At 60.8% G+C, this 23,110-nt stretch carries 18 protein-coding genes; 7 read left to right on the top strand and 11 right to left on the bottom strand.

The window, feature by feature from the left end:
* Positions 1-257: 257 nt before the first annotated feature.
* Positions 258-929 carry a YheC/YheD family protein gene (locus PQG80_RS05280; RefSeq protein ID WP_271750172.1) on the bottom strand — a complete coding sequence of 224 codons (672 nt, stop codon included), beginning with the start codon at positions 927-929 and terminating at the stop codon, positions 258-260.
* Positions 930-1,251: 322 nt separating this feature from the next.
* Between PQG80_RS05280 and PQG80_RS05275 the strand changes: the two genes are divergently transcribed.
* Positions 1,252-4,545 carry a DEAD/DEAH box helicase gene (locus PQG80_RS05275; RefSeq protein WP_271750171.1) on the top strand — a complete coding sequence of 1,098 codons (3,294 nt, stop codon included), beginning with the start codon at positions 1,252-1,254 and terminating at the stop codon, positions 4,543-4,545.
* Positions 4,546-4,667: 122 nt separating this feature from the next.
* Here PQG80_RS05275 and PQG80_RS05270 read toward each other — a convergent pair whose 3' ends face one another.
* Positions 4,668-5,030, bottom strand: coding sequence for a HesB/IscA family protein (locus tag PQG80_RS05270; protein WP_271750170.1), 363 nt, complete (start codon positions 5,028-5,030; stop codon positions 4,668-4,670).
* 152 nt (positions 5,031-5,182) lie between these two features.
* Here PQG80_RS05270 and PQG80_RS05265 point away from each other — a divergent pair, with 152 nt between their 5' ends.
* Complete coding sequence (locus PQG80_RS05265) at positions 5,183-5,782, top strand: pentapeptide repeat-containing protein (RefSeq protein ID WP_271750169.1); 600 nt, start codon at positions 5,183-5,185, stop codon at positions 5,780-5,782.
* Positions 5,783-6,034: 252 nt separating this feature from the next.
* Here the strand turns inward: PQG80_RS05265 and PQG80_RS05260 are convergent, their stop codons facing one another.
* Positions 6,035-6,502, bottom strand: a complete 468-nt coding sequence (locus PQG80_RS05260) for a hypothetical protein (protein WP_271750168.1) — start codon at positions 6,500-6,502, stop codon at positions 6,035-6,037.
* Between the two features lie 271 nt (positions 6,503-6,773).
* On the opposite strand from PQG80_RS05260, the gene mqnE reads away from it, so the two are divergent.
* Both mqnE and PQG80_RS05250 read left to right on the top strand, forming a co-directional pair.
* Complete coding sequence (gene mqnE, locus PQG80_RS05255) at positions 6,774-7,877, top strand: aminofutalosine synthase MqnE (protein WP_271750167.1); 1,104 nt, start codon at positions 6,774-6,776, stop codon at positions 7,875-7,877.
* A 15-nt stretch (positions 7,878-7,892) separates the two neighbouring features.
* Positions 7,893-8,954 (top strand): NAD(P)/FAD-dependent oxidoreductase, encoded by a 1,062-nt coding sequence (locus tag PQG80_RS05250; protein WP_271750166.1) that lies wholly within the window; start codon positions 7,893-7,895, stop codon positions 8,952-8,954.
* Between the two features lie 34 nt (positions 8,955-8,988).
* Here the strand turns inward: PQG80_RS05250 and PQG80_RS05245 are convergent, their stop codons facing one another.
* Complete coding sequence (locus PQG80_RS05245) at positions 8,989-9,255, bottom strand: YuzB family protein (protein WP_271750165.1); 267 nt, start codon at positions 9,253-9,255, stop codon at positions 8,989-8,991.
* Positions 9,256-9,337: 82 nt separating this feature from the next.
* Between PQG80_RS05245 and PQG80_RS05240 the strand changes: the two genes are divergently transcribed.
* On the top strand, positions 9,338-9,586 hold the full coding sequence (locus PQG80_RS05240) for a NifU family protein (protein ID WP_090111072.1): 249 nt from the start codon (positions 9,338-9,340) through the stop codon (positions 9,584-9,586).
* Positions 9,587-9,655: 69 nt separating this feature from the next.
* Here the strand turns inward: PQG80_RS05240 and PQG80_RS05235 are convergent, their stop codons facing one another.
* A complete protein-coding gene (locus PQG80_RS05235) occupies positions 9,656-10,438 on the bottom strand; it encodes an SDR family oxidoreductase (protein WP_271750493.1) in 783 nt (260 codons plus the stop codon).
* A gap of 27 nt (positions 10,439-10,465) precedes the next feature.
* Positions 10,466-11,188 carry a Cthe_2314 family HEPN domain-containing protein gene (locus PQG80_RS05230; protein WP_271750164.1) on the bottom strand — a complete coding sequence of 241 codons (723 nt, stop codon included), beginning with the start codon at positions 11,186-11,188 and terminating at the stop codon, positions 10,466-10,468.
* A gap of 243 nt (positions 11,189-11,431) precedes the next feature.
* Here PQG80_RS05230 and PQG80_RS05225 point away from each other — a divergent pair, with 243 nt between their 5' ends.
* Together PQG80_RS05225 and cls are read left to right on the top strand one after the other, a co-directional pair.
* Positions 11,432-12,988: an ABC-F family ATP-binding cassette domain-containing protein gene (locus tag PQG80_RS05225; protein WP_271750163.1), complete on the top strand. Its 1,557-nt coding sequence runs from the start codon at positions 11,432-11,434 to the stop codon at positions 12,986-12,988.
* Positions 12,989-13,406: 418 nt separating this feature from the next.
* The gene (cls, locus tag PQG80_RS05220) at positions 13,407-14,858 is read left to right on the top strand and encodes a cardiolipin synthase (protein ID WP_271750162.1); all 1,452 of its coding nucleotides are present in this window, start codon (positions 13,407-13,409) and stop codon (positions 14,856-14,858) included.
* Positions 14,859-14,980: 122 nt separating this feature from the next.
* Here the strand turns inward: cls and PQG80_RS05215 are convergent, their stop codons facing one another.
* The 5 genes from PQG80_RS05215 to PQG80_RS05195 form a co-directional block, all read right to left on the bottom strand.
* A complete protein-coding gene (locus PQG80_RS05215; protein ID WP_271750161.1) occupies positions 14,981-15,811 on the bottom strand; it encodes an acyltransferase domain-containing protein in 831 nt (276 codons plus the stop codon).
* Positions 15,812-15,939: 128 nt separating this feature from the next.
* Entirely contained in the window at positions 15,940-18,573 is a 2,634-nt protein-coding gene (locus PQG80_RS05210) for a glycosyl hydrolase family 98 C-terminal domain-containing protein (RefSeq protein WP_271750160.1), read from the bottom strand.
* A 24-nt stretch (positions 18,574-18,597) separates the two neighbouring features.
* A complete protein-coding gene (locus PQG80_RS05205; RefSeq protein WP_271750159.1) occupies positions 18,598-21,093 on the bottom strand; it encodes a glycosyl hydrolase family 98 C-terminal domain-containing protein in 2,496 nt (831 codons plus the stop codon).
* 225 nt (positions 21,094-21,318) lie between these two features.
* A complete protein-coding gene (locus PQG80_RS05200; RefSeq protein ID WP_271750158.1) occupies positions 21,319-22,113 on the bottom strand; it encodes a carbohydrate ABC transporter permease in 795 nt (264 codons plus the stop codon).
* A 26-nt stretch (positions 22,114-22,139) separates the two neighbouring features.
* Positions 22,140-23,021 carry a carbohydrate ABC transporter permease gene (locus PQG80_RS05195; RefSeq protein WP_271750157.1) on the bottom strand — a complete coding sequence of 294 codons (882 nt, stop codon included), beginning with the start codon at positions 23,019-23,021 and terminating at the stop codon, positions 22,140-22,142.
* Positions 23,022-23,110 lie beyond the last annotated feature (89 nt).

The raw sequence follows: 23,110 nt of genomic DNA, 5'->3' as shown, positions 1-23,110 counted from the left end.
CTCCCGCTTGGCGAGCTCTTTGTGATGGCATCATAGCATGCCCTTCGATCGACGGACAAGCACGCGGCTATCCACACCGCTCTGTGTACAAGATGTGATTAATTTGTTGAAAAATCCCGTCTTTCCTAGTCGAGCGGGTTGTATAATGTGGATGGAATTATCCACAGGTTTTCGCGCACCTTTTTCATAAAAATAATTCATAGCGAAATTTGCGTTGATAGTTTCCAACAATAGGGAGCTGCGTTCCGTCCGGTTCGTCATTGGGGACGCGTATTGACCTCCAGCATCCAGATCCGCCCGCCCCGGTCGATGGCGTAATCGTAGCCAAGCTGCCCGATCCCGGGGAACCGGCTCTCCAGCAGCGCCGTGGACGTGCGCGTCAGATGACGCATATGGCTCTTCTTGGCGGCAACCATCCGCGGCGACAGCGATCTCGCGATGCCTTGGCCCGCGGTGATCCGCGTGCCCCCTCTGCACAGATTGGTGACGAACAGACCCGGGCGCGCCACGCGGCCGACCATCGCCCGAATCTGCCATCCGGCCGCCGTCTTCACGTGCTTGACCCGGTAATCGACCGGTCTGCCGCCGATCGTAGCCAGCCGGATCCCTTGCTGGATCAGATAAGCGCGGCGCCCCTTCAGCCTTCGGATATATCCGCACAGACCCGCGAACGTCCCGAACGTCCTGATCCTGCTCTTCGCGTGAAGCTGGTAACCCCTTCCGATTCGCGTCGCCTTGAGGACGCCATGCCCGCCCGCGCCGCGGACCGGCTTGAGCACCACCATGCCATAGCGTTCCAACATCGATTTTAGATTGCCCGCGCTGTAAATTCTCGTAGGCGGAATATGACGCGCCACATAGCCGTTGGCCAAGAGCGCCTTCGTTTTGAGCCATTTGCTCGCCAGCATGCGTCCGGCATTCTGATGCATGCGCCAGTCCTCCTTAGGATGCGGTATATAACCAGCATACTCGGACATTCGCGCAGTCTCTTGGATGAATGGACCCGGCAAGCCGCCCTTTTGTAGGGATGGCGGATGGTCGTCCAACTCCATCTTTTACCCACAAGAATCTGTGCATAAAACACCCCATTTCTGTGGACAAACTTGTGAAAAGCTGACCCGCCGCTGTGGATATATGGGATAACTTTATTCACAGGGTCCGACGCCGTTCGACAGACATCCCTGAATGGCGGCTTTTCTGGTATCATGATGAGGATGACCTGCCGTCAGGCAGCGAAGAGGAGCAATGCCGATGTCCGGTCCCTTCACGCGCCATACCGTGAGGTCGCTCTGCGGCCGAATCGCGTACGAGAGCGGCATGGCTTATGCCCGCGCGGGCAAAGTGACGTTCGCCGGATTCGACGACGAGGCCGGCGCCTACCAAGCGTTCGTTCAAGGGGGCGCCAAGGCGCCTTACGAAGCGACGATTCAGATTACGGCAGCGGGAGACATCGCGGCATCTTGCACATGTCCGTCTCTCGCTTCCTACGGAAAATATTGCAACCATATCGCGGCCGCTCTTCTGCGGATTATAGAGTTCCGGCTGACGGACGGCGCGCCCGGTATCCCTTCGGCGAGCGGAGGAGTTCCCATATCTGCAGGCCAGGACGGCAGCGGCGACGGGCTGGCCGCCCGGATGATCGGGCTCTTCCAGGACAAGCCCGCCCTTCGGAGCGGCGCCCGGCGTCGGTTCGAGACCCGCGAGCAGCTATCCGTCGGATTCCTCTGCGCGCCGCTCGACGAGGGCCGCGCGTACGCGCTCGGCATCGAGGCGCGCGTCGGCACCAAGTCGGGACGCGCCTATCCGGTTAGGCAGATCGGGCGATGGCTGGACAGCGTCGAACGCGGCGAATCCCATATGCTCGCCAAGGCTTTTACGTACGATCCGGAGCTGCACTGCTTCTCGGAGGCGGACGACGAGATCCTCCGCGCGCTGATCCGCGTCAACCGGGGGGATCACGTGCGCGTGCGGTCTCCTTCGGGCCTCGGCGCCTCGGGCGCGCGGAACGAACGGACGCTCGCCATTCCGCCGGAGGAATGGGAGGCGCTCGCCTCGCTGCTCCGCCGCGCGGAAGACGTGTCCCTGCAGGCCGGGGAGCGGCTGCTCGACGGCCTGCCCGCTGCCGCGGGGCCGCTGCCCGTCCGCTACGAGGTGGATGACGATCCGGAGGGTGCGGACGGCGGCTGCCAGCTCGAAGTCCGGGGACTGGAGGCGGTCACCGTGCTCGAGGCGTACGGGCTCGTGCTGACGGAGGAAGGTCTCGTCCCGGTCCCGCGGACCGCCTGCGCGCAGCTCGCCCAGCTCCAACACCTGCTGCCCGCCGGCGCGGTGCCGCGGCGCGTGCGCATTCCGCGCGAGCAGACGGACGACTTCATGGAGCGCGTCGTGCCGGGTCTGATGCGGATCGGCAGCGTACGGATCGCTGAGGCCGTGACCGACAAGATCGTCCGTGAGCCACTCGCGGCCAAGCTGTATCTGGACCGCGTGCGCGACCGTCTGCTGGCCGGGCTCGAATTCCACTACGGCCCCATCATGCTGAACCCGCTGGAGGCCGCCGCGTCCAAGCGGGCGGACGGCGGTCCGATCCTGGTCCGGGACGGGGAGCGGGAGCGGCGGATCCTCGAGCTGATGGACGACAGCGCCTTCGTCCGCACCGAAGCCGGCTACGTCATGGGCGGCGACGAAGAAGGCGAGTTCGAATTCCTGTACCGGGTGCTCCCGCTGCTCGAGCCGCTGCTCAGCGTCTACGCGACGTCGGCCGTCCGCATCCGCCTTCTCCCCGAGCCTGTCGCCGTGAAGGTATCGGCCGATACGGACGAGCGAACCGACTGGCTCGAATTCAAGTTCGACATCTCGGGCATCCCCGAGGCCGAGATCAAGTCCCTTCTGCAGGCGCTCCAGGAGAAACGGACGTACTACCGCGTGGCGGGCGGCGCCTTCGTGCCGCTCGGCGGCCAGGACTTCGCGGAGGTGAACCGGCTGCTCGCGGCGACCGGCATGCTGCCCTCGGAGCTCAAGGACGGCAAGCTGCGGATGCCGCTCGTCCGGGGCCTGCACCTGCTTGAAGGCGACGGCGGTGCAGTGAAGCAGGGACGCGAGCTAAGACGGCTGCTCGACAACCTCCGGCATCCGGACCAGTCCGAATTCGACGTGCCCGAGGCGCTCTCGGGGACGCTCCGCGACTACCAATTGTACGGTTACAGGTGGATGCGGATGCTCGCGCACTACAGCTTCGGCGGCATCCTGGCGGATGACATGGGACTTGGCAAGACGGTGCAGAGCATCGCCTTCGTCGCGTCGATGCTCCCCGTCATCCGCGAACGCGGGCACCCGGCGCTGATCGTCTGCCCCGCCTCGCTCATGTACAACTGGCTGAGCGAGCTGCGCAAGTTCGCGCCCGACATTCGCGCCCGCATCGTAGACGGCGTCAGGAGCGAACGGGCGGAAGCGCTGGCGGAGCCCGCCCGCTACGACGCGGTAATCGTGTCTTATCCGCTGCTTCGCAAGGATGTCCAGCTTTACGCGACGATGGACTTCCATACGCTGATCCTCGACGAGGCGCAGGCGGTCAAGAACGAGACCACCCAGACGGCCCAGGCCGTGAAGCGGATCGCCGCGGAGCACCGCTTCGCCTTGACGGGCACGCCGATCGAGAATGCGCTGGACGAGCTCCGTTCGATCGCGGGCGCCGTCTTTCCGGGACTATTCCCCGGCAGGCGCGCCTTCTCGGAGCTGTCGCGGGAGGAAGTGGCGGATCGCATCCGCCCGTTCGTGCTGCGCCGCCTGAAGTCGGACGTGCTGCGCGAGCTGCCGGAGAAGATCGAGACGGTCATCGCCTCCGAGTTGCTGCCGGCGCAGAAGAAGCTGTATACAGCCTATCTGGCCAAGCTGCGGACCGAGACGCTGAAGCATCTGGACAGGGACACCTTCCATCGCAACCGGATTCAGATCCTCGCGGGCATCACGCGGCTCCGCCAGCTCTGCTGCCATCCGGCATTGTTCGTCGAGGATTACGCCGGGGGTTCCGCCAAGCTCGACCAGCTGCTGGAGCTGCTCGAGGACTGCCGCAGCGCAGGCCGGCGCGCGCTCGTCTTTTCCCAGTTCACGTCCATGCTGGCCATGATCCGCCGGGAGCTCGGCGCGCGCGGCATGTCGCACTTCTACCTCGACGGGGATACGCCGGCGTCGGAGCGGGTCGCGCTGTGCGACAGGTTCAACGCCGGGGAGCGCGAGCTGTTCCTGGCTTCGCTCAAGGCGGGCGGCACGGGCCTTAATCTGACGGGGGCGGACACGGTCATCCTGTACGACCTCTGGTGGAATCCCGCGGTAGAACAGCAGGCCGCGGACCGCGTGCACCGGATCGGCCAGCAGCGCGCCGTTCAGGTCATCCGCCTGGTGGCCCAGGGCACCGTGGAGGACAAGATGGCCGAGCTGCAGCAGCGCAAGCGCCATCTTATCGACGAGGTCATCCGTCCCGGCCAGGAGGCGCTCTCGGCGCTCGGCGAGCAAGATATTCGGGAGCTGCTGGCGATCGGGCAGGAGTAGCGCGGACCTGGTATGTCGTCCGTCCAATCTCGCCGAACAACAAAAAAGCCTCCGAAAACCGCAGCGTGCGGTTCCGGAGGCTTCCTTATGAAGAAATGTGCGATCCGATTAAAAACTTGCAATCAGCATTCGCCGGCCGCAGCGGGCTTGCCTGCGTCGGTCGCGGTGCGGAAGCTCGAGCCGCAGCCGCAGGTCGCGGTCGCGTTCGGATTAAAGATCGTGAAGCCGCCGCCGAGTCCCGACTCTTTCCAGTCGATCTCGAGGCCGTTCAGGTACTTCGCGCTGTCCTGGTCGACGACCACCTTCAGGTTGTGAATGTCGAGCACGCGGTCGTCCTCGTGCTGCTCGTCGTCGAAGCCCATTCCGTATGAGAAGCCCGTGCAGCCGCCCTCTTGCACGCCGACGCGCAGGAACAATCCTTGATTTCCCTCTTCTGCGAGCATTTCCTGTATCTTCTGTCCGGCCGCCTCCGTGATCTGGATCATGTACGGTCCCTCCTGACGTATAAAAAACGGTAATCGATCTGAATACAGTATACTCCTCTCAGGCGATTCGCTCAAGGGGATCGCGCCCATCCGGTCTTCGGCGGCTATGGTATACTCAGGTAAAAAACGCAAACGCGCGGAGCGGGAGACTGATGGCGATGTTCACCGAGGACGAATACTACGACGAGACGTTTAACGATCTCCATTTGGCGAATGAAGAGCTGTCGTCCGTACGCTTCTACGACTGCACCTTCAGGAACTGCGACTTTAGCGAGGCCGAGCTGATCGGGTGCAAGTTCTCAGGCTGCGCCTTCGAGAGCTGCAATCTGAACTTCATCAAAGTGACGGACAGCCAGTTCAGCGGCTCCTCGTTCGTGAAGTCCAAGGTTCTCGGCGTCAACTGGAGCGATGCGGATTGGCCGAGGACCGCGGGCCGCGGCTTGCTTAGCTTTAACCAATGCGCGGTCAGCCACTCCACCTTTATCGGACTCCGGCTGCCGGGCTGCGCGATAACGGACTGCGTGGCCAAAAACGCGGACTTCCGCGAAGCCGACCTTACCGGCGTGAGCTTCGCCGGCACGGATCTCAGCGAGAGCCTGTTCGGCGACACGGTCCTCGTAGGCGCGGACTTCTCCAGAGCGACGGGCTACGCGATCAATCCGACTCAGAACCGGATTCAGCAGGCGAAGTTCGCCCTGCCCGAGGCGACGTCGCTGCTGTATCATATGGGCATCGAGATCGTAGAGGATTGAGCGTAACGCAGTTCAGCCGGATGAGTGGAAGTTGCCGCGTGGAGCGACAGTGCACAAATTTTGTGCATGAAGCGCGGTATAGCGCGGCTGGGGTGGAAACCGGACGCGGTGGTGCACATCTTTTGTGCATGAAGCGCGGCGTAGCGCGGCTGGGATGGAAACCGGACGCGATGGTGCACATCTTTTGTGCATGAGGCGCGGGCGTATGGTTCGGCACGAAGACGCGTTCCACTCCATAAAAAAAACGGGCGCTCACGCACCCGGTTCTTCGTCCTTCCACTCGGCCATCGCGGCCGCAGGCATCTGAATCGCCTTGAGTTCGATTCGGCAGCGGAAGCTGCCCGTCTCGTTGCTGAGGAAGTCGGCCAGCCTGCGGAACACCATCGCGAGCTCCGGTCCGGAGGACTCGGTGTCGATGCCGTAGCGGAACTGGTCCGCCGGCAGACCCTTGGCCCGCCGTTCGTCTCCCTGCAGGGCGTCGGAGTCCCTCGTACGCTTCCACTCCTTGGTCGGCTCGAACTTATCCGTCCTGCGCACGAGTTGTTCGTATATCTGATGCTTGCGTAGCCACATATAATATTGGATGGGGTTATTCAGCCCCCAAGCCTGCGTCAGGTCCTTGATCGTATAGGTTGCGCGATATTGTTGCAGCGTTGCGATCATGTCGGATTGCTCAAGCTGCTCCAATTCCTGAAGCGGCAGAACATCGGGTTTCGTCATTCTTATTGGCTCCCTTTTATTCGATTGATCTTCTCTAACAGTACCATAATTTGTTTATTATTCAAGGTCATTCCCACTTTTCGGATGAAATATACGTGCCCGATTTATATTGCCCTCCACGCGGAGGAGGCTTATAATGCTAATAGCGTGTTCAATGCCATATTTTTTTGGTTTTCTTATGTACCTTTTTTCACAAAGTCTGCCGACAAGCCGCCCTCGCTTGCCGGGCGCAGGCTTATCCCATTTCATCCGGAGGAGGTCATGTTTAACCATGACACTCGTAACGACGCATCCCGACCAGCGCATGGCGGAGATCGCGGACAAGGTTCGTTCCGGCGTCAGGCTGTCCCATGAAGACGGCGTGCACCTGTATCGGTCCGAAGACCTGCTCACCATCGGCCAGCTGGCCAACGAAGTCAACCAGAAAAAGAACGGCAAGAAGGTTTATTTTACCGAGACGATGAGCCTCTACTTCACCAACGTATGCGAATCCCACTGCGCCTTCTGCAGCTTCCGCAAGGATCAGGGCGAGGAAGGCTCCTACACGCTGACGCCGGAGGAGATGTTCGCCTACGTCGATCAGCATATCACCCCGACGGCCAGAGAATTCCACATCGTCGGCGGACATAACCCGCATGTGCCCTTCGAATACTACGTAGAATCGATCCGCGCGCTCAAGGAGCGTTACCCGCAGGTGACGATCAAGGCTTATACGGCGGCGGAGATCGACTTTTATTCCAGAATCTCGGGACTCTCGTACCGCGACGTGCTGAAGCGCCTGATGGACGTCGGCCTCGAGTCGCTGACGGGCGGCGGCGCGGAGATTCTGTCCGACCAATACCGGGACAAGATGCGCGTCGAAAAAGCAGGCATTACCGAGTACCTCGAGGTCCACCGTACCGCGCATCTGCTCGGCATGAAGACGCCGACGACGATGCTCTACGGCCCGGTCGAATCGGTCGAGGAGCGCGTGCAGCACTTGATCCAGCTGCGCGAGCTGCAGGACGAGACCGGCGGCTTCCAGGTATTCATCCCGCTGTCGATGCAGCCGACGAGCCCCAAGGCGGGCATCCGCCGCCGCAATTCGGCCTTCGACGATCTCAAGGCGATCGCGATCGGACGGCTCATGCTCGACAATTTCCAGCACGTCAAGGCTTACTTCATTAATATCGGCACCCAGCTCACGCAGGTCGCCCTCACGATGGGCGCCTCCGACGCGCACGGCACGATCGTGAAGGAGCGCATCAGCCACGCAGCCGGCGCGCTCACGCCGGCAGGCATCACGAGGGAGGACCTCGTTTGGCTGATTAAGGGAGCGGGTAGAATCCCCGTAGAGCGCGACACGCTGTACAACGAAGTCAAGGTCTACGAATAAAAGGAGTCGTTTCATGTGAGCAATATCGTCATTCTCGGCGGCGGCTACGGCGGCCTGACGCTGGTGAACGAACTGATCGAGGATAAGCTTCCCTCGGACGTCCGGATCCAGCTGGTCGACCGGATGCCCTTCCAGGGATTAAAGACTGAATATTATGCGCTGGCGGCGGGCACCTCGTCGGATCTGGACATTCGCGTCGAATATCCCAAGCATCATCAGCTGGAGATCGTTTACGGCGAAGTGACAGGCATCTCGCCCGCGGATCGCAGCATTACGTTCGCCGGCCGCGATCCGCTGAGCTACGACTATCTCGTGCTCGCGCTCGGATGCACGGACGCCTATCACGGCATCCCCGGCGCCGCGGAGTTCGCCTGCAGCATCCAGTCGCTCGCGGGCACGCGCAGAACGTACCAGATGCTCAATAATACCGCCCCTTACGGGCAAGTCTCGATCATCGGCGGGGGCTTGAGCGGCGTGGAGGTGGCGGCCGAGCTGCGCGAGAGCCGTCCGGACCTCAACATCCGGATCGTGGACCGCGGGCCGAGCGTCATGTCCGGCTTCCCGGGCAAGCTCCAATCGTTCGTGGCCGATTGGTTCCGCGAGCACAATGTCGAGATGCTGTCCCATATCACGACGACGAGCATCGGCGAAGGCGTCATCCATACGGCGACGGGCGACATCGCCTCCGACGTCACGGTGTGGACGGCCGGCATCCAGCCCGTCGAGCTCATCCAGCGGCTCGAATACGCCAAGGACAACGCCGGCCGGCTCGTGGTGAACGAATACCACGAGATGCCGGACGCGCCAAACGTCTTCGTCATCGGCGATTGCTCGAGCCAGCCCTTCTCGCCTAGCGCGCAGCTCGCGCAGGCGCAGGGCAAGCAGGTCGCGCACGTGCTCTCTGCGAGAGTGCACGGCAAGGGCATCCACCTGCCCAAGATCAAGCTGCGCGGCACGCTGGGCTCGCTCGGCAAGAAGTCCGGCTTCGGCATCATGGGGCATACGCCGATCATGGGCCGCGTCCCGCGCATGCTGAAGAGCGGCGTGCTCTGGAAGAGCCGCCGCCACTTCGGCTAAGCATCGGTCCGCGCCGGACGCCGCCGGACGATCCTCACAGATCGTCCAGCAGCTTGTCGAGCGCCTTGCGGTGCTCGTCCTGGTCTTCCAGCGCCTCGAGGATCGCATCGTACAGCGCCTCCGCCGTCTCGGCGACGACCGTCTCGCCGTTCACCATTACGTACGGCGACAGGTAGCACTCGCCGCAGTTGCCGAGACAGCCGTATTCGATCGTCTCGAGGTCCGGCAGCAGATTCAGCTTATCGATGAGCCGGTCGGTGCCATGGTGGGCATTGCTGACGCAAAATTCTACGATGTTCACCGCTATTCTCCTTTCTGGGAGACATCCATTTTAATTGCGCGCAATTTGTATTATAATAAACGGAAGAAGGGAGTGGATGATTGTGAGTGACAACGTTCAAGAAGCTACGAAGTACGACGAGGTGCTCGAAGTACTCGACAAGTTGCGCCCGTTCCTGCAGCGCGACGGCGGCGACGTCGAACTGGTCGACGTAGAGGACGGCATCGTCAAGCTTCGCCTGATGGGCGCTTGCGGCAGCTGCCCGAGCTCCACGATCACGCTGAAGGCCGGCATCGAGCGCGCTCTGCTCGAGGAAGTCGAAGGCATCGAGGAAGTCGTTCAAGTATTCTAATATTCCCCCAGCGGGAATGTTCGAAGCCCAGCCCGTCCGGCGAGAGCCGGCGGCGCGGGGCTTCTTTGTTTATTCGTCCTTGGCGCGGCGCACGTTGCTCTTGATCGGGTCCAGGCCGCCGGAGACGTCGATCGTGTTGCCGGTGACGAAGTCGGACTCGGGCAGGCACAGGAACCCGATGACGCGCGCGACGTCCTCCCCCGTGCCGGGCCGGCCGCGGGGCGATTCCTCGTCCAGCACGCCGGCCGCGTCAACGATGCTCTTCTCCTTGAAGCTGCCCCGGATGTCGCCCGGGCAGATCATGTTCACCGTGATGCCGCTCGCGGCTTCCTCGACTGCCAGCGTCTTGGTGAAGGAGACGAGCCCGACCTTGGCCGCCGCGTAGACGGCGCGGTGCGGCCAGGATCTCGCCTCCGCCGCGTGTCCGAAGCCGAAGTGGATGATGCGCCCCCAGCCCCGCTCGCGCATGCCGGGCAGCACTTGGAGATCCATGTGCATCGTTCCGACCAGATTGCCGTTCATCAGGAAGTCGATCTCCTCGGCCGTATAGTCGGCGAACAGCTTGCGCTTGCGGATGAACGGCCCCGCGCTGTTGACGAGGATGTCGACGCCGCCGAGCCGCGCCTCCGTCGTCCGTACGAGCCGCTCCGCATCCTCGGCCTTGGCGATGTCGGCCTGCACGGCGACGGCGCGCCTGCCCAGCGCCTCGATCTCCTCGCAGACGCGCAGCGCCTCGTCGCGGCTGTTCATGTAGTTTACGGCCACGTCGCAGCCGAGTCCGGCCAGCTCGAGCGCCGTGCGTCTGCCGAGCCCCTTGGCGCTGCCCGTGACCAGCGCCGTCCTGCCTGCCAGCTTCAACGTCTCCACCGCCATCGCTCCTTAGGCCTGATGCGCCTTTTTCTTCGCCTTCTTGCCCATATAATCGAACACGAGCGCGAGCGCGAGATACACCAGCTCCCAGCCCTCGCTGAGGTCGTCCATGTTCTCGTCGATATTCTCCAGGTGCGGCTGCTCGCGCTTCACGTTCAGCACCTGCAGCAGGTCGTCCTGGAGCTCCGCGTTCATCTGATGGATCTCCATGTTGCGCCGTCTGCGCAAGCGGCTCATCGTCTCGCGCCGGGGCTCGTACAAGGCTTCGAGCTTCTCGGACAGCTCGTGGCACAGCTGGTTCTGCCGCATATTGCGCAGCACCGTGAAGAAGGAGAAGTGATTCTCGATCCGATTCTCCGTGTCCAGCTCCAAGTATTCGTTCATCAGCGTGCCGAGCTTGTCGAGTACCGAGAACAGGCGGATGAAGGCGTTTTTGTCGAAATAGATATGATTGTAATAGTTCAGGCGATCCTCCGGCGTCATCTCCTCGAAGGAGGTCACGTTAAGCATCTTGCCGAACCTGAGCGCCGCGTACCGGCTCGACTCCAATTCGTCCAGCGAACGAAGCAGCCCCTCGGTCCAGATCTGATACTTGCGGATCCGCGCCGCCTCGACCGAATCCCCTTCTCCCTGCTCCTGCATCAGCAGCGCGAAGCGCTCCATCGCGTCGATCGTATTCCGAAGCGGTCCTCCCCAATCGTAAGGGGGTTCGCCAAACAAAGCTCGCAGCATAGGTCAAGTCCTCCAAACGGGACGGCTCTAAAAATCGCGCCGATCGCCGTCCTTCCATTGTACCGCATGTGCGAACGCGCGCTCAAGATGGGCCAAGACGCGCGAAGGGACTCGAATCCCGCAAAGCGTGACGACCGGCCGCATAATTTAGGCATTTGGTCTTCCTTTTATCGCGGATCGCGGACTATAATGTAGGTTGGCGCTGCCCGTGCGGCGCGATTACCGATATAAAGGGGAATTCCCATGAGCATATTGAACGTGCAGAATCTAAGCCATGGCTTCGGCGACCGTGCGATTTTCAACGACGTATCCTTCCGCCTCCTGAAGGGCGAGCATGTCGGACTCGTCGGCGCGAACGGCGAAGGCAAGTCGACCTTCATGAACATCGTGATGGGTAAGCTGGAGCCCGATGCGGGCAAGATCGAATGGGCGCGCAAGGTACGCGTAGGCTATCTCGATCAGCACTCGGTGCTGGCCAAGGGGATGACGATCCGCGACGCGCTGAAGACGGCTTTTCAATACCTGAACGACCTCGAAGCCGAGATGAACGGCATGTACGAGCGCATGGGCGACGTAGAGCCCGACGAGCTCGAGCGCCTGCTGGAGGAGGTCGGCGAGATTCAGGATATTCTGAACACGAACGACTTCTACCTCATCGACGCCAAGGTGGAGGAGATCGCGCGCGGCCTCGGATTGACCGACATCGGTCTCGAGCGGGACGTGAACGACCTGAGCGGGGGTCAGCGCACCAAGGTGCTGCTCGCCAAGCTGCTGCTCGAGAAGCCCGACATCCTGCTGCTGGACGAGCCGACCAACTACCTCGACGAACAGCATATCGAGTGGCTGAAGCGCTATTTGCAGGAATACGAGAACGCCTTTATTCTCATCTCGCACGATATTCCGTTCCTGAACAGCGTCATCAACCTGATCTACCATATGGAAAACCAGCAGCTCAGCCGGTATGTCGGCGACTATGACAACTTCCTCGCCCTGCACGAGGCGAAGAAGTCGCAGCTGGAGTCGGCCTACAAGCGTCAGCAGCAGGAGATCTCGGACCTCAAGGACTTCGTCGCGCGGAACAAGGCGCGCGTGTCGACGCGCAACATGGCGATGTCGCGGCAAAAGAAGCTCGACGCGATGGACGTCATCGAGCTGGCCAAGGAGAAGCCGAAGCCGGAATTCAACTTCAAGGAAGCGCGGACGCCCAGCCGTCTCATCTTCGAGGCCAAGGGCCTCGTCATCGGCTACGACGAACCGCTCAGCCGCCCGGTCGACCTGCTCATGGAGCGCGGCCAGAAGATCGCGCTCGTCGGCGCGAACGGTATCGGCAAGACGACGCTGCTGCGCAGCCTGCTCGGCGAGATCCCTTCGCTCGCGGGCACCGTCGAGCGCGGCGAGAACCAGTTCGTCGGCTACTTCGAGCAGGAGATCAAGGGCGGCGCGGACGACACCTGCATCGAGTCGGTATGGCGCGAATTCCCGTCGATGACCCAGTTCGAGGTGCGCGCGGCGCTGGCCAAGTGCGGCCTGACGACCAAGCACATCGAGAGCCGCATCTCCGTGCTGAGCGGCGGCGAGAAAGCCAAGGTGCGGCTGTGCAAGCTCATCAACCGAGAGTCCAACCTGCTCGTACTCGACGAGCCCACCAACCACTTGGACGTCGACGCCAAGGAAGAGCTGAAGCGCGCGCTTAAGGCTTACAAGGGCAGCATTCTGCTCATCAGCCACGAGCCGGACTTCTACCGCGAGGTGGCGACCGACGTCTGGAACGGCGAGGCGTGGACGACGAAGGTGATCTGATGCTTAAAGCCCTGGGGGCGCAATCGCCTTCACTACAAGAGGCGATGCGCCGCCCGCGCACGGTGTGAGGCGTATCGCCTTCACTACGAGAGGCGATGCGCAGCCTGCGCACGGTGTGAGGCGTATCGCCTTCTCTACGAGAGGCGATGCGCAGCCCGCGCACGGTGTGAGGCGTATCGCCTTCACTACGAGAGGCGATGCGCAGCCGCGGCACGGTGTGAGGCGTATCGCCTTCACCACGAGAGGCGATGCGCAGCCCGCGCACGGTGTGAGGCGTATCGCCTTCACCACGAGAGGCGATGCGCAGCCCGCGCACGGTGTGAGGCGTATCGCCTTCACTATGAGAGGCGATGCGCCTCTTCGTCGCGCTTTCCCCCCGGTCGCTTGCCATTCATTCTTTTCAGAAAGGAGGGTTCCCGTGAGCGTCACGTCGATTCTGCTTGGCCTTCTGCTGCTGCTCAATATGGTGTTCGCCGTATTCGTCGTCTTCCAGGGCCGCAGGGACATCGGCTCCACCTGGGCTTGGCTGCTGGTGCTGTACTTTATTCCGATCCTCGGGTTCATTATGTATTTGTTCCTCGCGCAGGACTACCGGAGAGTGAAGCTGTTCAAATGGGGCGACCTGGACAAGATCGGTATCCGCAACTTGTCGCAGTCGCAGCTCGATTCGCTCGGCTCGCCGGATACGACGCGGTCGCTCGGGGACATTGCCGCGCGGCATGCCGACCTCATCCATCTGCATCTGAAAGGGAGCCGGGCGCTCTGGAGCCGGGACAACGCGGTGGATATCCTGACGGACGGCCGCGCCAAATTCGACCGGCTGCTGGCGGATATCGCTTCGGCGAAGGAGAGCGTTCATTTTCAGACCTACATCTTCCGCTGCGACGAGCTCGGCATGGCCGTGCTGGCTGCGCTGACCGCCAAGGCGAAGCAAGGCGTGAAGGTCCGTCTGCTGTACGACGAGCTTGGCTCCAGAAGGCTGAGCAGGCGGATGCTGCGGCCGTTGATCGAGGCCGGAGGCGAAGCCGCGGCCTTCTTCCCCTCCCGCTTCCGCTTCGTCAATCTGCGGATGAACTACCGCAATCACCGCAAGCTGGTCATCCTGGACGGCCGGATCGGTTATATCGGCGGCTTCAACGTCGGCGACGAGTACCTGGGCCTCGATCCGAAGTTCGGCTACTGGCGCGATACCCATCTGCGGATCATGGGATCGGCCGTGCACGGCATTCAGACGCGCTTCATTCTCGATTGGAACCAGGCCGCGCGCAAGCACGACATCACCTACGCGCCGGAGCTGTTCCCCGAGGAACCGGCGGCTGGACAGGTCGGCATGCAGATCGTCGCGAGCGGTCCGAACTCCAAGCTCGAGCACATCAAGCAGGGCTACATCAAGATGATCGCCTCCGCGAAGCACTCGATCTACCTGCAGAGCCCGTACTTCATCCCGGACCCGAGCATGCTCGAGGCGCTGCGGATCGCGGTCCTCTCCGGCGTCCACGTCCACATCATGATCCCGGACAAGCCCGATCATATGTTCATCTACTGGGCGACGCTATACAATATCGGAGAGCTGCTGGAGACCGGGGTGAACGTGTACTTGTACAAAAACGGATTTATCCACGCCAAGACGCTTGTCGTGGACCAGGAGATCGCTTCGGTCGGCACCGCCAACACCGACGTCCGGAGCTTCAAGCTGAACTTCGAGGTCAATGCGTTCCTCTACGACGCGGACGTCTCCTCCCGTCTCGTCGAAGCATTCAAGCAGGATATCGCGGTCTCCGAGCTGCTGACGCTCGAGAAATACCGCAGCCGGCCGCTGCGGATCAAGTTCAAGGAAGCGATCTCGAGGCTGCTGTCGCCTATTCTGTGATGCGCGTATCATGCGCAAATAACCGCACAAGGATTGTGCGGTTAGAGGCGGCCACGGAGCGGCGAAGCTTATAGGTGCGAGACCGCCCGGATCGCCAGGACCGCCCGATCGTCACATACTGCCTAAAGCCCCGCTTCGCCCGCCGCATAGATCCCCGCCCCCGCGCCCAGCTTGCCGCCGGCCGCCAGATACGCCTTGGCCCGGCGCTGCAGGCCGGTGAAGGCTTCGTATGCCATGGGATCGTCCTGCAGCCTGCCGATGCCGAAGATCCGTTCCTCCGCTTGCCTCTCGGCGTCGTCGACCTCGTAGATCTCGAACATCCGCTGGAACTGCATAATGTTCGATTCCGGGTCCAGCACTTGGCCGAGGCCGGGATACAGCAGCCAGGAGTGGCAGACAAATATCGGCGGCACGCCTCTGAAAAAGGCGCGCGCGCGCGCGAAGGACGCCTCTGCCGCTTGCCGTTCCAGCGGTTCGCCCGCAGGTATATGTACGTTCAGCACGAGGTCGCCTTTCGCATACTTGCGCCCCCCGGCGACCAGCTCGCGGTCCAGCGCGATCGGCTGGAACTGCAGCCGCCCGAGCCGGAACAGTGCGAGCCTTACGTGCTCCTGCAGCCAGCCCGATTCCTCGATGCCGTACGTCCCGTATTGCCGCTTGCACTCCTCGCTCCAGATCCGGATGTCGGAGAAGGTGTCGAAATAGACCTCTTCCGGAATTCCCCTGACGCGATAAGCCTCGTAAGCGTCCGTCGCCAGCTTCGCGAACAGGTACAGAAGCTGCTCCCTGCCATTCTCCCGCTCCCGCACGGATGCGAGCGCGGCTGCGCGGTCCCGCAGGAACGCCGCGCGGAACGCGCCATAGAAGCCGTCCTCAGTCTCGTCGTAGCGCCGCACGAGCGCCGTCGCCTCGGCGTCCAGCCCGATCGCATCGCATAAAGACGCGATATTCATCGATATTCCCCCTGACAATTCCGCAGGATGACCCGTCAGACGCCCCGGGAGAGCCTCCCGGAGCGTCTGACGGCGACATGCCTGTCCGAAATCCCTCTGCCGCTGTGCTTATTCTTCAGTCGCGCGGCCTAGTAACCGTACACCTCCGCCTCGACATAGTGGTTGTACGCGTTAGCCGTGCTGCCGTTCGAATACAGTCTGACGTACCGCGCATACACCGGGCTGAACGAGATGCTCTTGCCGCCGCTCGTCTCCGCGTACTCGGCATCCGTGCCGGCTCCGAATCCCGCGCTGTTATTGGCGTCGTTGTTGAAGACGGTCGTGACGCCGGCCTGGAACGCAGGATCGTTAGACACGCGTACGATTACGTCGCGATAGGTCCTCGCATCTCCATAATAATGCCAAAGCTTGATATTGTTAAGACTGCGCACGGAAGACAGATCCAGCTGCACCCACTGCAGGCCGCCGCTCGGCGTGCTGTCCGAATAACTCGCCGTCGCCTTGTTCCCGTCCGTCAGACGCGATGCGTCCAGGAACGTCGCGGATGCCGTCGGCGTCTTGCCCAGTGCGCGGTTCGCGATGCCGGAGCTTAGCGTCCCGTTCACCTTGATATCGCGGATATGCACGCCGGGGTTGTTCGAATTATACAGCATGTTCACCCGAATATAGCGTGCGGCGATGCCATAATTGTAGGACTCCCCGCTCGCGGTCGCGACGCTGCTGCTCGTCTTCGACGCGATCTCCTTCCAGTTGGTCCCATCGACGCTCGCCTGAATCGTGTACCGGTAGTATCTCGTGCCGTCGTAGTAGGTCGTTAGATTGACGTTGTAAATATCGTATACGTTCTGCAGATCGACCTGCCACCAGCTCGGATAATTGCCCCCGTCCCAGAAGCTGAGCGGATCCGCATCGTTCCCTGCAGCGGCCGAATAGCCGGACGCCGTGAACTGCGCGGTTGCGGGCTTGTTCAAGGCGACGTTGTCGGAGGGCCTGAGATGCGCCGTATTGCTGCCGGCAGCCTGGATCGTCACGTCCACCGCGCCGTTATGCGTGATCGAGAGCGTATAGATCTTGCTTGCGGCATTCCAATTTTCCGTGGAGGTATATCCCGTATACCCGTTGTACCCGACGATGGACACGACCGGCTTGCTGGCGCCGGTATGACCGTTGACCTGGATCGTCGTCGTCCGCAGATCGGATTCGTCCGGAGCGGGCTGGTAGGACGTCTTCACCCAGTTTTGGAAGTCGCTATTGCTCCAGTTCCCCTGCGTCCAGACGGCGTCTTTCTTTGCGTTGTAATTGCCGATCCGGAAGTTCAGCGTGCCGCTTTGCTCCTTGAGAACGGCATACGTCTGGGGCGGCATCGTCAGCTTGACCGTGTCGACCGTGTTGACGCGGGGGTACAGGACCGCCGACTGTGCCTGATTCGTATTTTCCAGATTGTTCTCGATGAACCATTTATCATTGAGAAAGTTCTGAGCCATCGCGTCTCCCGTCGCATCCGCCGGATAGCGCGCATTAAAGTAGCTCAGCTTGTCTGCCGCCGTCGGGAATTGCGAGGCATATTGCGAGGTGCTCAGCACGTCGGGAAAATAGCTTCGCTCCGTCGCGTTCGTGCCCCCGATCAGCAGCGGAACGATATAATACCGCCCCGTCGTTCGCAGCCAATCCCGGTTCGTGCCGTCCGCGTATAAGTTCGCGTAGTAATTGTCGTTGATCTGATCGTTGTCGCTGAGCCAAGCGACCTTGATCTTGGACCGAACCTGCGCGCGGGACGGAATCAGGCCGTCGCTAATGATTTTCCGCATCGTCGGGATAATTTCCTTTTGGAATGCGGGCGTCGTGCTCCCGTCGTGGAAACTCGTGTACGTATAATGCTCGAAGTTCGCGAACACGGTGGAACCGGACGCCGCGGACTGAAGCATGACCATCGAGAGCTGCGCCTCGGGATAGGTCACGACCGCTTTGTAGCCGTTCGCGCCGCGGGGACCGGGCTCCGGCTGGTACAAGCCCGCCCTGCCGGTCTCCCACCACGTCCATGAGTCGGGGTTGACCCCCCAGTTGCCCGCGAGCCCGCTCGTCCACAGCCCGTTCGCGATCGCCTCGGTCTCGTGGTACCTCGAGTTCGTCGTTTGCTTCGCGATCGGGACGTAGTTGTCCGGATGCGCCCGCATCGCGGCGAGCATGGATGCGGACGAATGGGCCGACAGCATGCCATTTCCGCCGTTTGTGTATTCGATGTTGAACAGGTAACCGCCGTAATCGGCGGACAGATTGATCATACTGGCCAGGTTGCCGTAGTTGGTGCCGTGCTGCTCGGCGAACAGCGGTCCGACGAACGACGGGTGGTTCTGATACAGGCTCTCCACGAATGCCAGATCGACCGACGAGCCGGTCCATCCGTTGCCGACCTGGGCGTTGGCCTTGATGCCGAGCTGGTCGCAGATCGTTAGCTGCGCGTCGATCCACGTCCTCGCGGCCGTGTCGGCGATCGGCTCGTAATAGAGGCTCAGCACGACATAGGGACGCAGATCGGACGGAACGGAGTTGAAAATATTCTGCACCGTGGACTGCGGCTGATTGTTGGCGACCGTGAGCATGAAAACGGGGTTCGTATTGGAAATGGGACGGCGCAGCGGCGCGTCGGCGCTCGCCGTCTGCGCATGCCGGAAGGCAAGCGGCAGCAGCAGCGCGACGAGCAGCAGGAAGGCCGTCCAGCGCCTGGCGGAGCCGTATCTGCGAGTGTCCATGGCATTATTCATGTTTATCCTCCTTTTCTTGGCCGATCACGGCACGATCTCGATCTTGTCGATGCCGGGCGTATACGCCGTATCGTTATACAGCTTGATTGCGTTTGCGCCGGCATTCAAATTGACGTCAAGGGAAACGACCGGAGCTACGGCCGTCCATGAACTTCCGCTGGCATTGACCGATTGTCCAGCCCCGCCGTTCACGCTCGCGTACAGCGTTCGCGTGCCCGATACAATGCCGTATATATTGAGCCGGTAACTCCCCGCGGTCGGCACGCTTGCGCTGAGCGTGACATAATTCGCTGCGCCGTTGCCTACGTTGCCGACGACCTTACCGCCTGAAGCCGCGGCGATGTTCATGAGGACGGCAGTGCCGCTTAGCGTGCCGCTCTCCGCCTCGATGCCCGGGATCGCGCTTGCCGACGGCGATAAGACAACCTTGTCCAGCGAGGGGGCCCAGGCCGTATTGTTGTAGAATTTGATCGTGTTCCTGCCTGCGTCCAGATAAATATCGATCGGTACGGACGCAGCCGGCTGCGTCCAGGAGCTGCCGCTGACGGCGAGCTGGCGTCCGACCCGTCCGTTCACGCTGATCATGTAGTTGCGCGTGCCCGATACGATCGAGGTTACGTCCATTCGGTAGTATCCTGGCTGATCGACATAGGCCTGCAGCGTCACGGCGCTGGTCGCACTATTGCCCAGTTCCCCGACGTACTTGCCGCCGGAGGCGGTCGCCATGCTGCAGCTGCACGCTGTACCCGCCAGCGTCCCGCTCTCTCCCTCGATCGCCACCGGCGGATTCGCCGTGCCGGCGCCCGCCTGATTGGCGCCGATGACGATGTCGACCGGACCGTTATGCTGCACGGTCAGCGTGAATTCCTTGTTCGCGGCATCCCACTGCTGCGTATACGAATAGCCGTTGTCTCCGGTAATCGTGAGTTGCGGGCTTCCTCCGTCGTAAGCGCCGTTCACCTTGATGACGCTGGTCCGCAGCGTATCGTCATTCGGATTTACGCTGTACGTGTTGTAGATATAGTCGTTGACGCCTGCTTTGCTCCAGGATGTGCCGTTGTAGATCGCGCTTTTGTCGACGCGATAATTGTTCAGATGCACCTTGAACTGCGTCGCGCTCTCCGTGACGACCGCATAGGTGTGCGGATTGGCGCCGATATAGAAGTAGGTGCTCGGATTCGTTTTCGGCATGAGCTTGGAGCTCTGATAGACGTCGGTGTTCTCGCTGCTGTTCATCCAGTACCACGTGCTGCCATTCCGGGAGGCGAATGTGTTCGAGGCGTACGTCTCCGACGGATACAGCGACTGGAAGTACGCCTCGTCCTTGGGCGTCGTCGACGTATTCTCGAAGTTCGCCAGCTCCGCGGCGTTCGCGTTCGTCGGCAGCAGCGGGATGATGCCATAGCGGCCCGTCTTCATATAAATGCCGGAGTAGTTCGACATGTACGGCACGGACCAAGCCGGCTTGCCGACGTAGGCGAATTTATTTTTGGCGAGCACCTCGGCCCGCGTCGGGATATGAATGCTGCCGTTTATGACCTTGTCGAGGAAAGGAAGGGCGGCATGTACGTAGCCCGGCGTGAGGCGTCCTTGGTTGGAGGTCGAATACCATCCCGCCTCCGACTTGAAGACGGTGCCTCCCTCGCTCGCGACGCGGATCAAGTCTTGCACGTACATCGCTTCGGGGTAGGTGAATATCTGCTTCCAGTCGCCGTTGGCGCCGTTCCATCCGCCGAAGAGCTGGCCGTACCCCGCCAACTGCCAGTGCCACCAGTCCGAGCTGATTCCCCAGTTGCCGGCGAGGCCGGATAGGAACAAGCCGAGGCTGAGGCCTTCGGTGCTGTTGTCCGTATACGATTGCTTGTATATCATCGAGAAGTTGTCCTTGTGGGCGCGCATGGCGGCGATCAGATTCGAATTGTTCTGAATCCAGTCGAGGAGCGTGCCGTTCGCGCTGAAGATGTTCGTATCCGACCAGACGAACAGTCCGCCGTAATTCGCCGCCATATTCAGCAGGTCTGCGACGTACTGGGAGTGGTCGCCCTCGGTCTGGCCATAAAAGGGAATCGAATTATACAGCTCGGCGGCATTGAAGCCGATGAGGGACGTATAGTTCTGCATGAGAGATTCGAACCAGCTGACCGGAATCGCCAAGCTTTTTTTCGTCTCGCCGTTGATGGCCTGCACCATGCAGGACATCTGGCCTGCCTGGCATTCATCCAGCCGGGCGGTGATCCAATTCTTTACCGTAGCTGTATTGTTCAGGGAATTCTCGGCGATCAGCAAGATCGTGGAGTACGGCTTCTGGTTCGCGGGGATCGAATTCCACAGCTGCGGAAGATTCGAGGAATCCGAGTAGTAGAAGCCGATCATGTTGAGCGGATGCGTGTTGTTGACGACCCGCCGGAGCGCCGGGTCCGCGTGCGCTTGCGGGACGTGAGGCCAGGCGGCGCCGGCCCACAGGACCAGCAGGACCAGCATTTGAAACGCCAAGCTTCTCGGGTTACGGACGATTTTCATTTTCTTCATCTCCTTTTGATCTTGATCACGCCTTTGTTTTCCCGCTTGCTTGAACTCACCTCCTTTCAGAATGCATAAATGAAGCGCTTACATATATCTGACATCCGAACGCCATCGCGGCTGCCTTCACATGCGAGCAGATTGCACATGGCATTCTGCTCGCATGCATCGAAGCCGCTGCCGCTGCGGATCGTACGCGACGGCGCTCCGGCGCAGCGAATTCAATCAGCCCTTGACCGCGCCGGCCGTCATGCCCGAGATGATATATTTCTGGCCGGCCAGATAAATGACTAGTACCGGAAGCAGCGCGACTGCGATATACGCGCATACCAGTCCGTAGTTGTACGTGTAAAGCTGCTGGAAGTTGAACACGCCCATCGGCATGGTCCACATGGCGGTCTTGGGTACGAGGAACAGGACGTTGCCGAAGTCGTTCCAGATCGCGGTGAATGTCAGAACGACATTCGTCGAGACGACGGGCATCAGCAACGGGAAAATAATGCGGAAAAACATGCGCATCGGCCCGCAGCCGTCTACGACGGCAGCTTCGTCCATCTCTTTGGGGATGCCCTGTACGAAGCTGTAGTAGATCAGGATGGTGAAGGGGATTTGTCCGGCTAAATCGACCATGATCAGACCCGAGAAGTTGTTGCCCATATGCAGCGTTTGAAGCAGCTTAATCGCGGGAATGAAGGAGAATGGAGCTACCATGCCCGCGAGCAAAAATTGATAGGCGAATCTCGTGAAAGCCGTACGGCGGCGCTGGATGATGAATGCGGAAAACGCGCACAGCAGCACTGTCAGCAGCGTTACGGTCACGGATACGAACATTCCGTTGGAAAAGCCGCGCCAGATGTCGCCCTGCTCGAAAACGGTTAAGTAGTTTTCGAAGCGCAGTTGATCGGGCAGCGCGAAATTCATGATCTTCGATTGCTGCTCGTCCTTAAGCGAAGTAATCAATATCAGCGCGAAAGGAATGGCATAGATCAGAAAGACGATCAAGGCGGCTAAGTATGTCAATGATTTGAACATCCTGGAAGCTGCGCTCACGATGCAGACTCCCTTCGGTTCGAGAAGTAGCTGATTATCATGGCCGCCGTCGTGATCACGATGAATTGAAGTACGCTGATCGCAGCGGGATAACCGATCGATCCCGCCGACATCGATTTGACGAGGAAGGTCGACATGACTTCAGTGGCGTGTCCAGGACCGCCGCGGGTCATCGCGTAGATGATATCGAAGGCTTTGAGGCCCGAGATGATCGAGAGCAGGAAGCTCAGATTGAGCGTGCCGGCGATGCTGGGCAGCGTGATATGGAAGAATCTCGCCAGCGGCGTAGCGCCGTCGATCTCCGCGCATTCGATCAGTTCCTTCTGCACGGACTGGAGCGCGGCGAGGATGAGCAGCATCGACCAGCCGACGCCCACCCATATATCAACGGCGATGACCGAGTACATCGCCAGCTCGAAGCTCCCCAGCCAGTCCCGGGTGAGCGCGCTGAGTCCGATCCCGCTCAGCAAGTTGTTCAGGAAGCCGTCGTAGCTCAAGATATAATTGAAAATAATCGCGATCATAATCGTGCCGAACATGATCGGCACGTAGATCATCGCCCGCAAAAAGTGATTGCCTCTAAACTTTCTATTAAGCAGAAGCGCCAGGAGCAGCCCGATGGCCGTCTTGCCCAGCGCGTCGAGAATGGCGAATTTAAATTGGTTCCAGATGCTGACGAAAAACGCGCCGCCGTCGCTGAACAACAACCTGTAATTCTCCAGGCCTACGAAGCGTATGCCCGAGGTCTTGATGCTCGCGTCGGTCAGCGAATACAGAAGGCCGAGCAAGGCGGGGGACAAATAGAACACCGTAAAAATCAGTAAGATCGGGATTAGATAATAGACCGGGTAATACGTTTTTTTATAGGCGTGATGCATGAGGCTTCCTCCATCCCTCTCGCTTGGAAGGGCGCCTGCCGGTTTTACGGCAGGCGCCGTTTCTTTTTCTCTGGCTGCGTCCGTTCGCG

This window comes from Cohnella rhizoplanae, assembly GCF_948329515.1.
Lineage (GTDB): Bacteria > Bacillota > Bacilli > Paenibacillales > Paenibacillaceae > Cohnella > Cohnella rhizoplanae.
Note: the sequence above shows the minus strand (reverse complement) of the source record. Positions and strands in the feature narration are given on the sequence as shown.

Coding starts and splice junctions, on each gene's coding strand:
- PQG80_RS05260 (WP_271750168.1), bottom strand. CDS start 6,502: ATGACGAAACCCGATGTTCTGCCGCTTCAGGAATTGGAGCAGCTTGAG.
- PQG80_RS05205 (WP_271750159.1), bottom strand. CDS start 21,093: ATGAAAATCGTCCGTAACCCGAGAAGCTTGGCGTTTCAAATGCTGGTC.
- PQG80_RS05270 (WP_271750170.1), bottom strand. CDS start 5,030: ATGATCCAGATCACGGAGGCGGCCGGACAGAAGATACAGGAAATGCTC.
- PQG80_RS05265 (WP_271750169.1), top strand. CDS start 5,183: ATGGCGATGTTCACCGAGGACGAATACTACGACGAGACGTTTAACGAT.
- PQG80_RS05275 (WP_271750171.1), top strand. CDS start 1,252: ATGTCCGGTCCCTTCACGCGCCATACCGTGAGGTCGCTCTGCGGCCGA.
- PQG80_RS05230 (WP_271750164.1), bottom strand. CDS start 11,188: ATGCTGCGAGCTTTGTTTGGCGAACCCCCTTACGATTGGGGAGGACCG.
- PQG80_RS05215 (WP_271750161.1), bottom strand. CDS start 15,811: ATGAATATCGCGTCTTTATGCGATGCGATCGGGCTGGACGCCGAGGCG.
- PQG80_RS05280 (WP_271750172.1), bottom strand. CDS start 929: ATGCATCAGAATGCCGGACGCATGCTGGCGAGCAAATGGCTCAAAACG.
- mqnE (WP_271750167.1), top strand. CDS start 6,774: ATGACACTCGTAACGACGCATCCCGACCAGCGCATGGCGGAGATCGCG.
- PQG80_RS05210 (WP_271750160.1), bottom strand. CDS start 18,573: ATGAATAATGCCATGGACACTCGCAGATACGGCTCCGCCAGGCGCTGG.
- PQG80_RS05195 (WP_271750157.1), bottom strand. CDS start 23,021: ATGCATCACGCCTATAAAAAAACGTATTACCCGGTCTATTATCTAATC.
- PQG80_RS05225 (WP_271750163.1), top strand. CDS start 11,432: ATGAGCATATTGAACGTGCAGAATCTAAGCCATGGCTTCGGCGACCGT.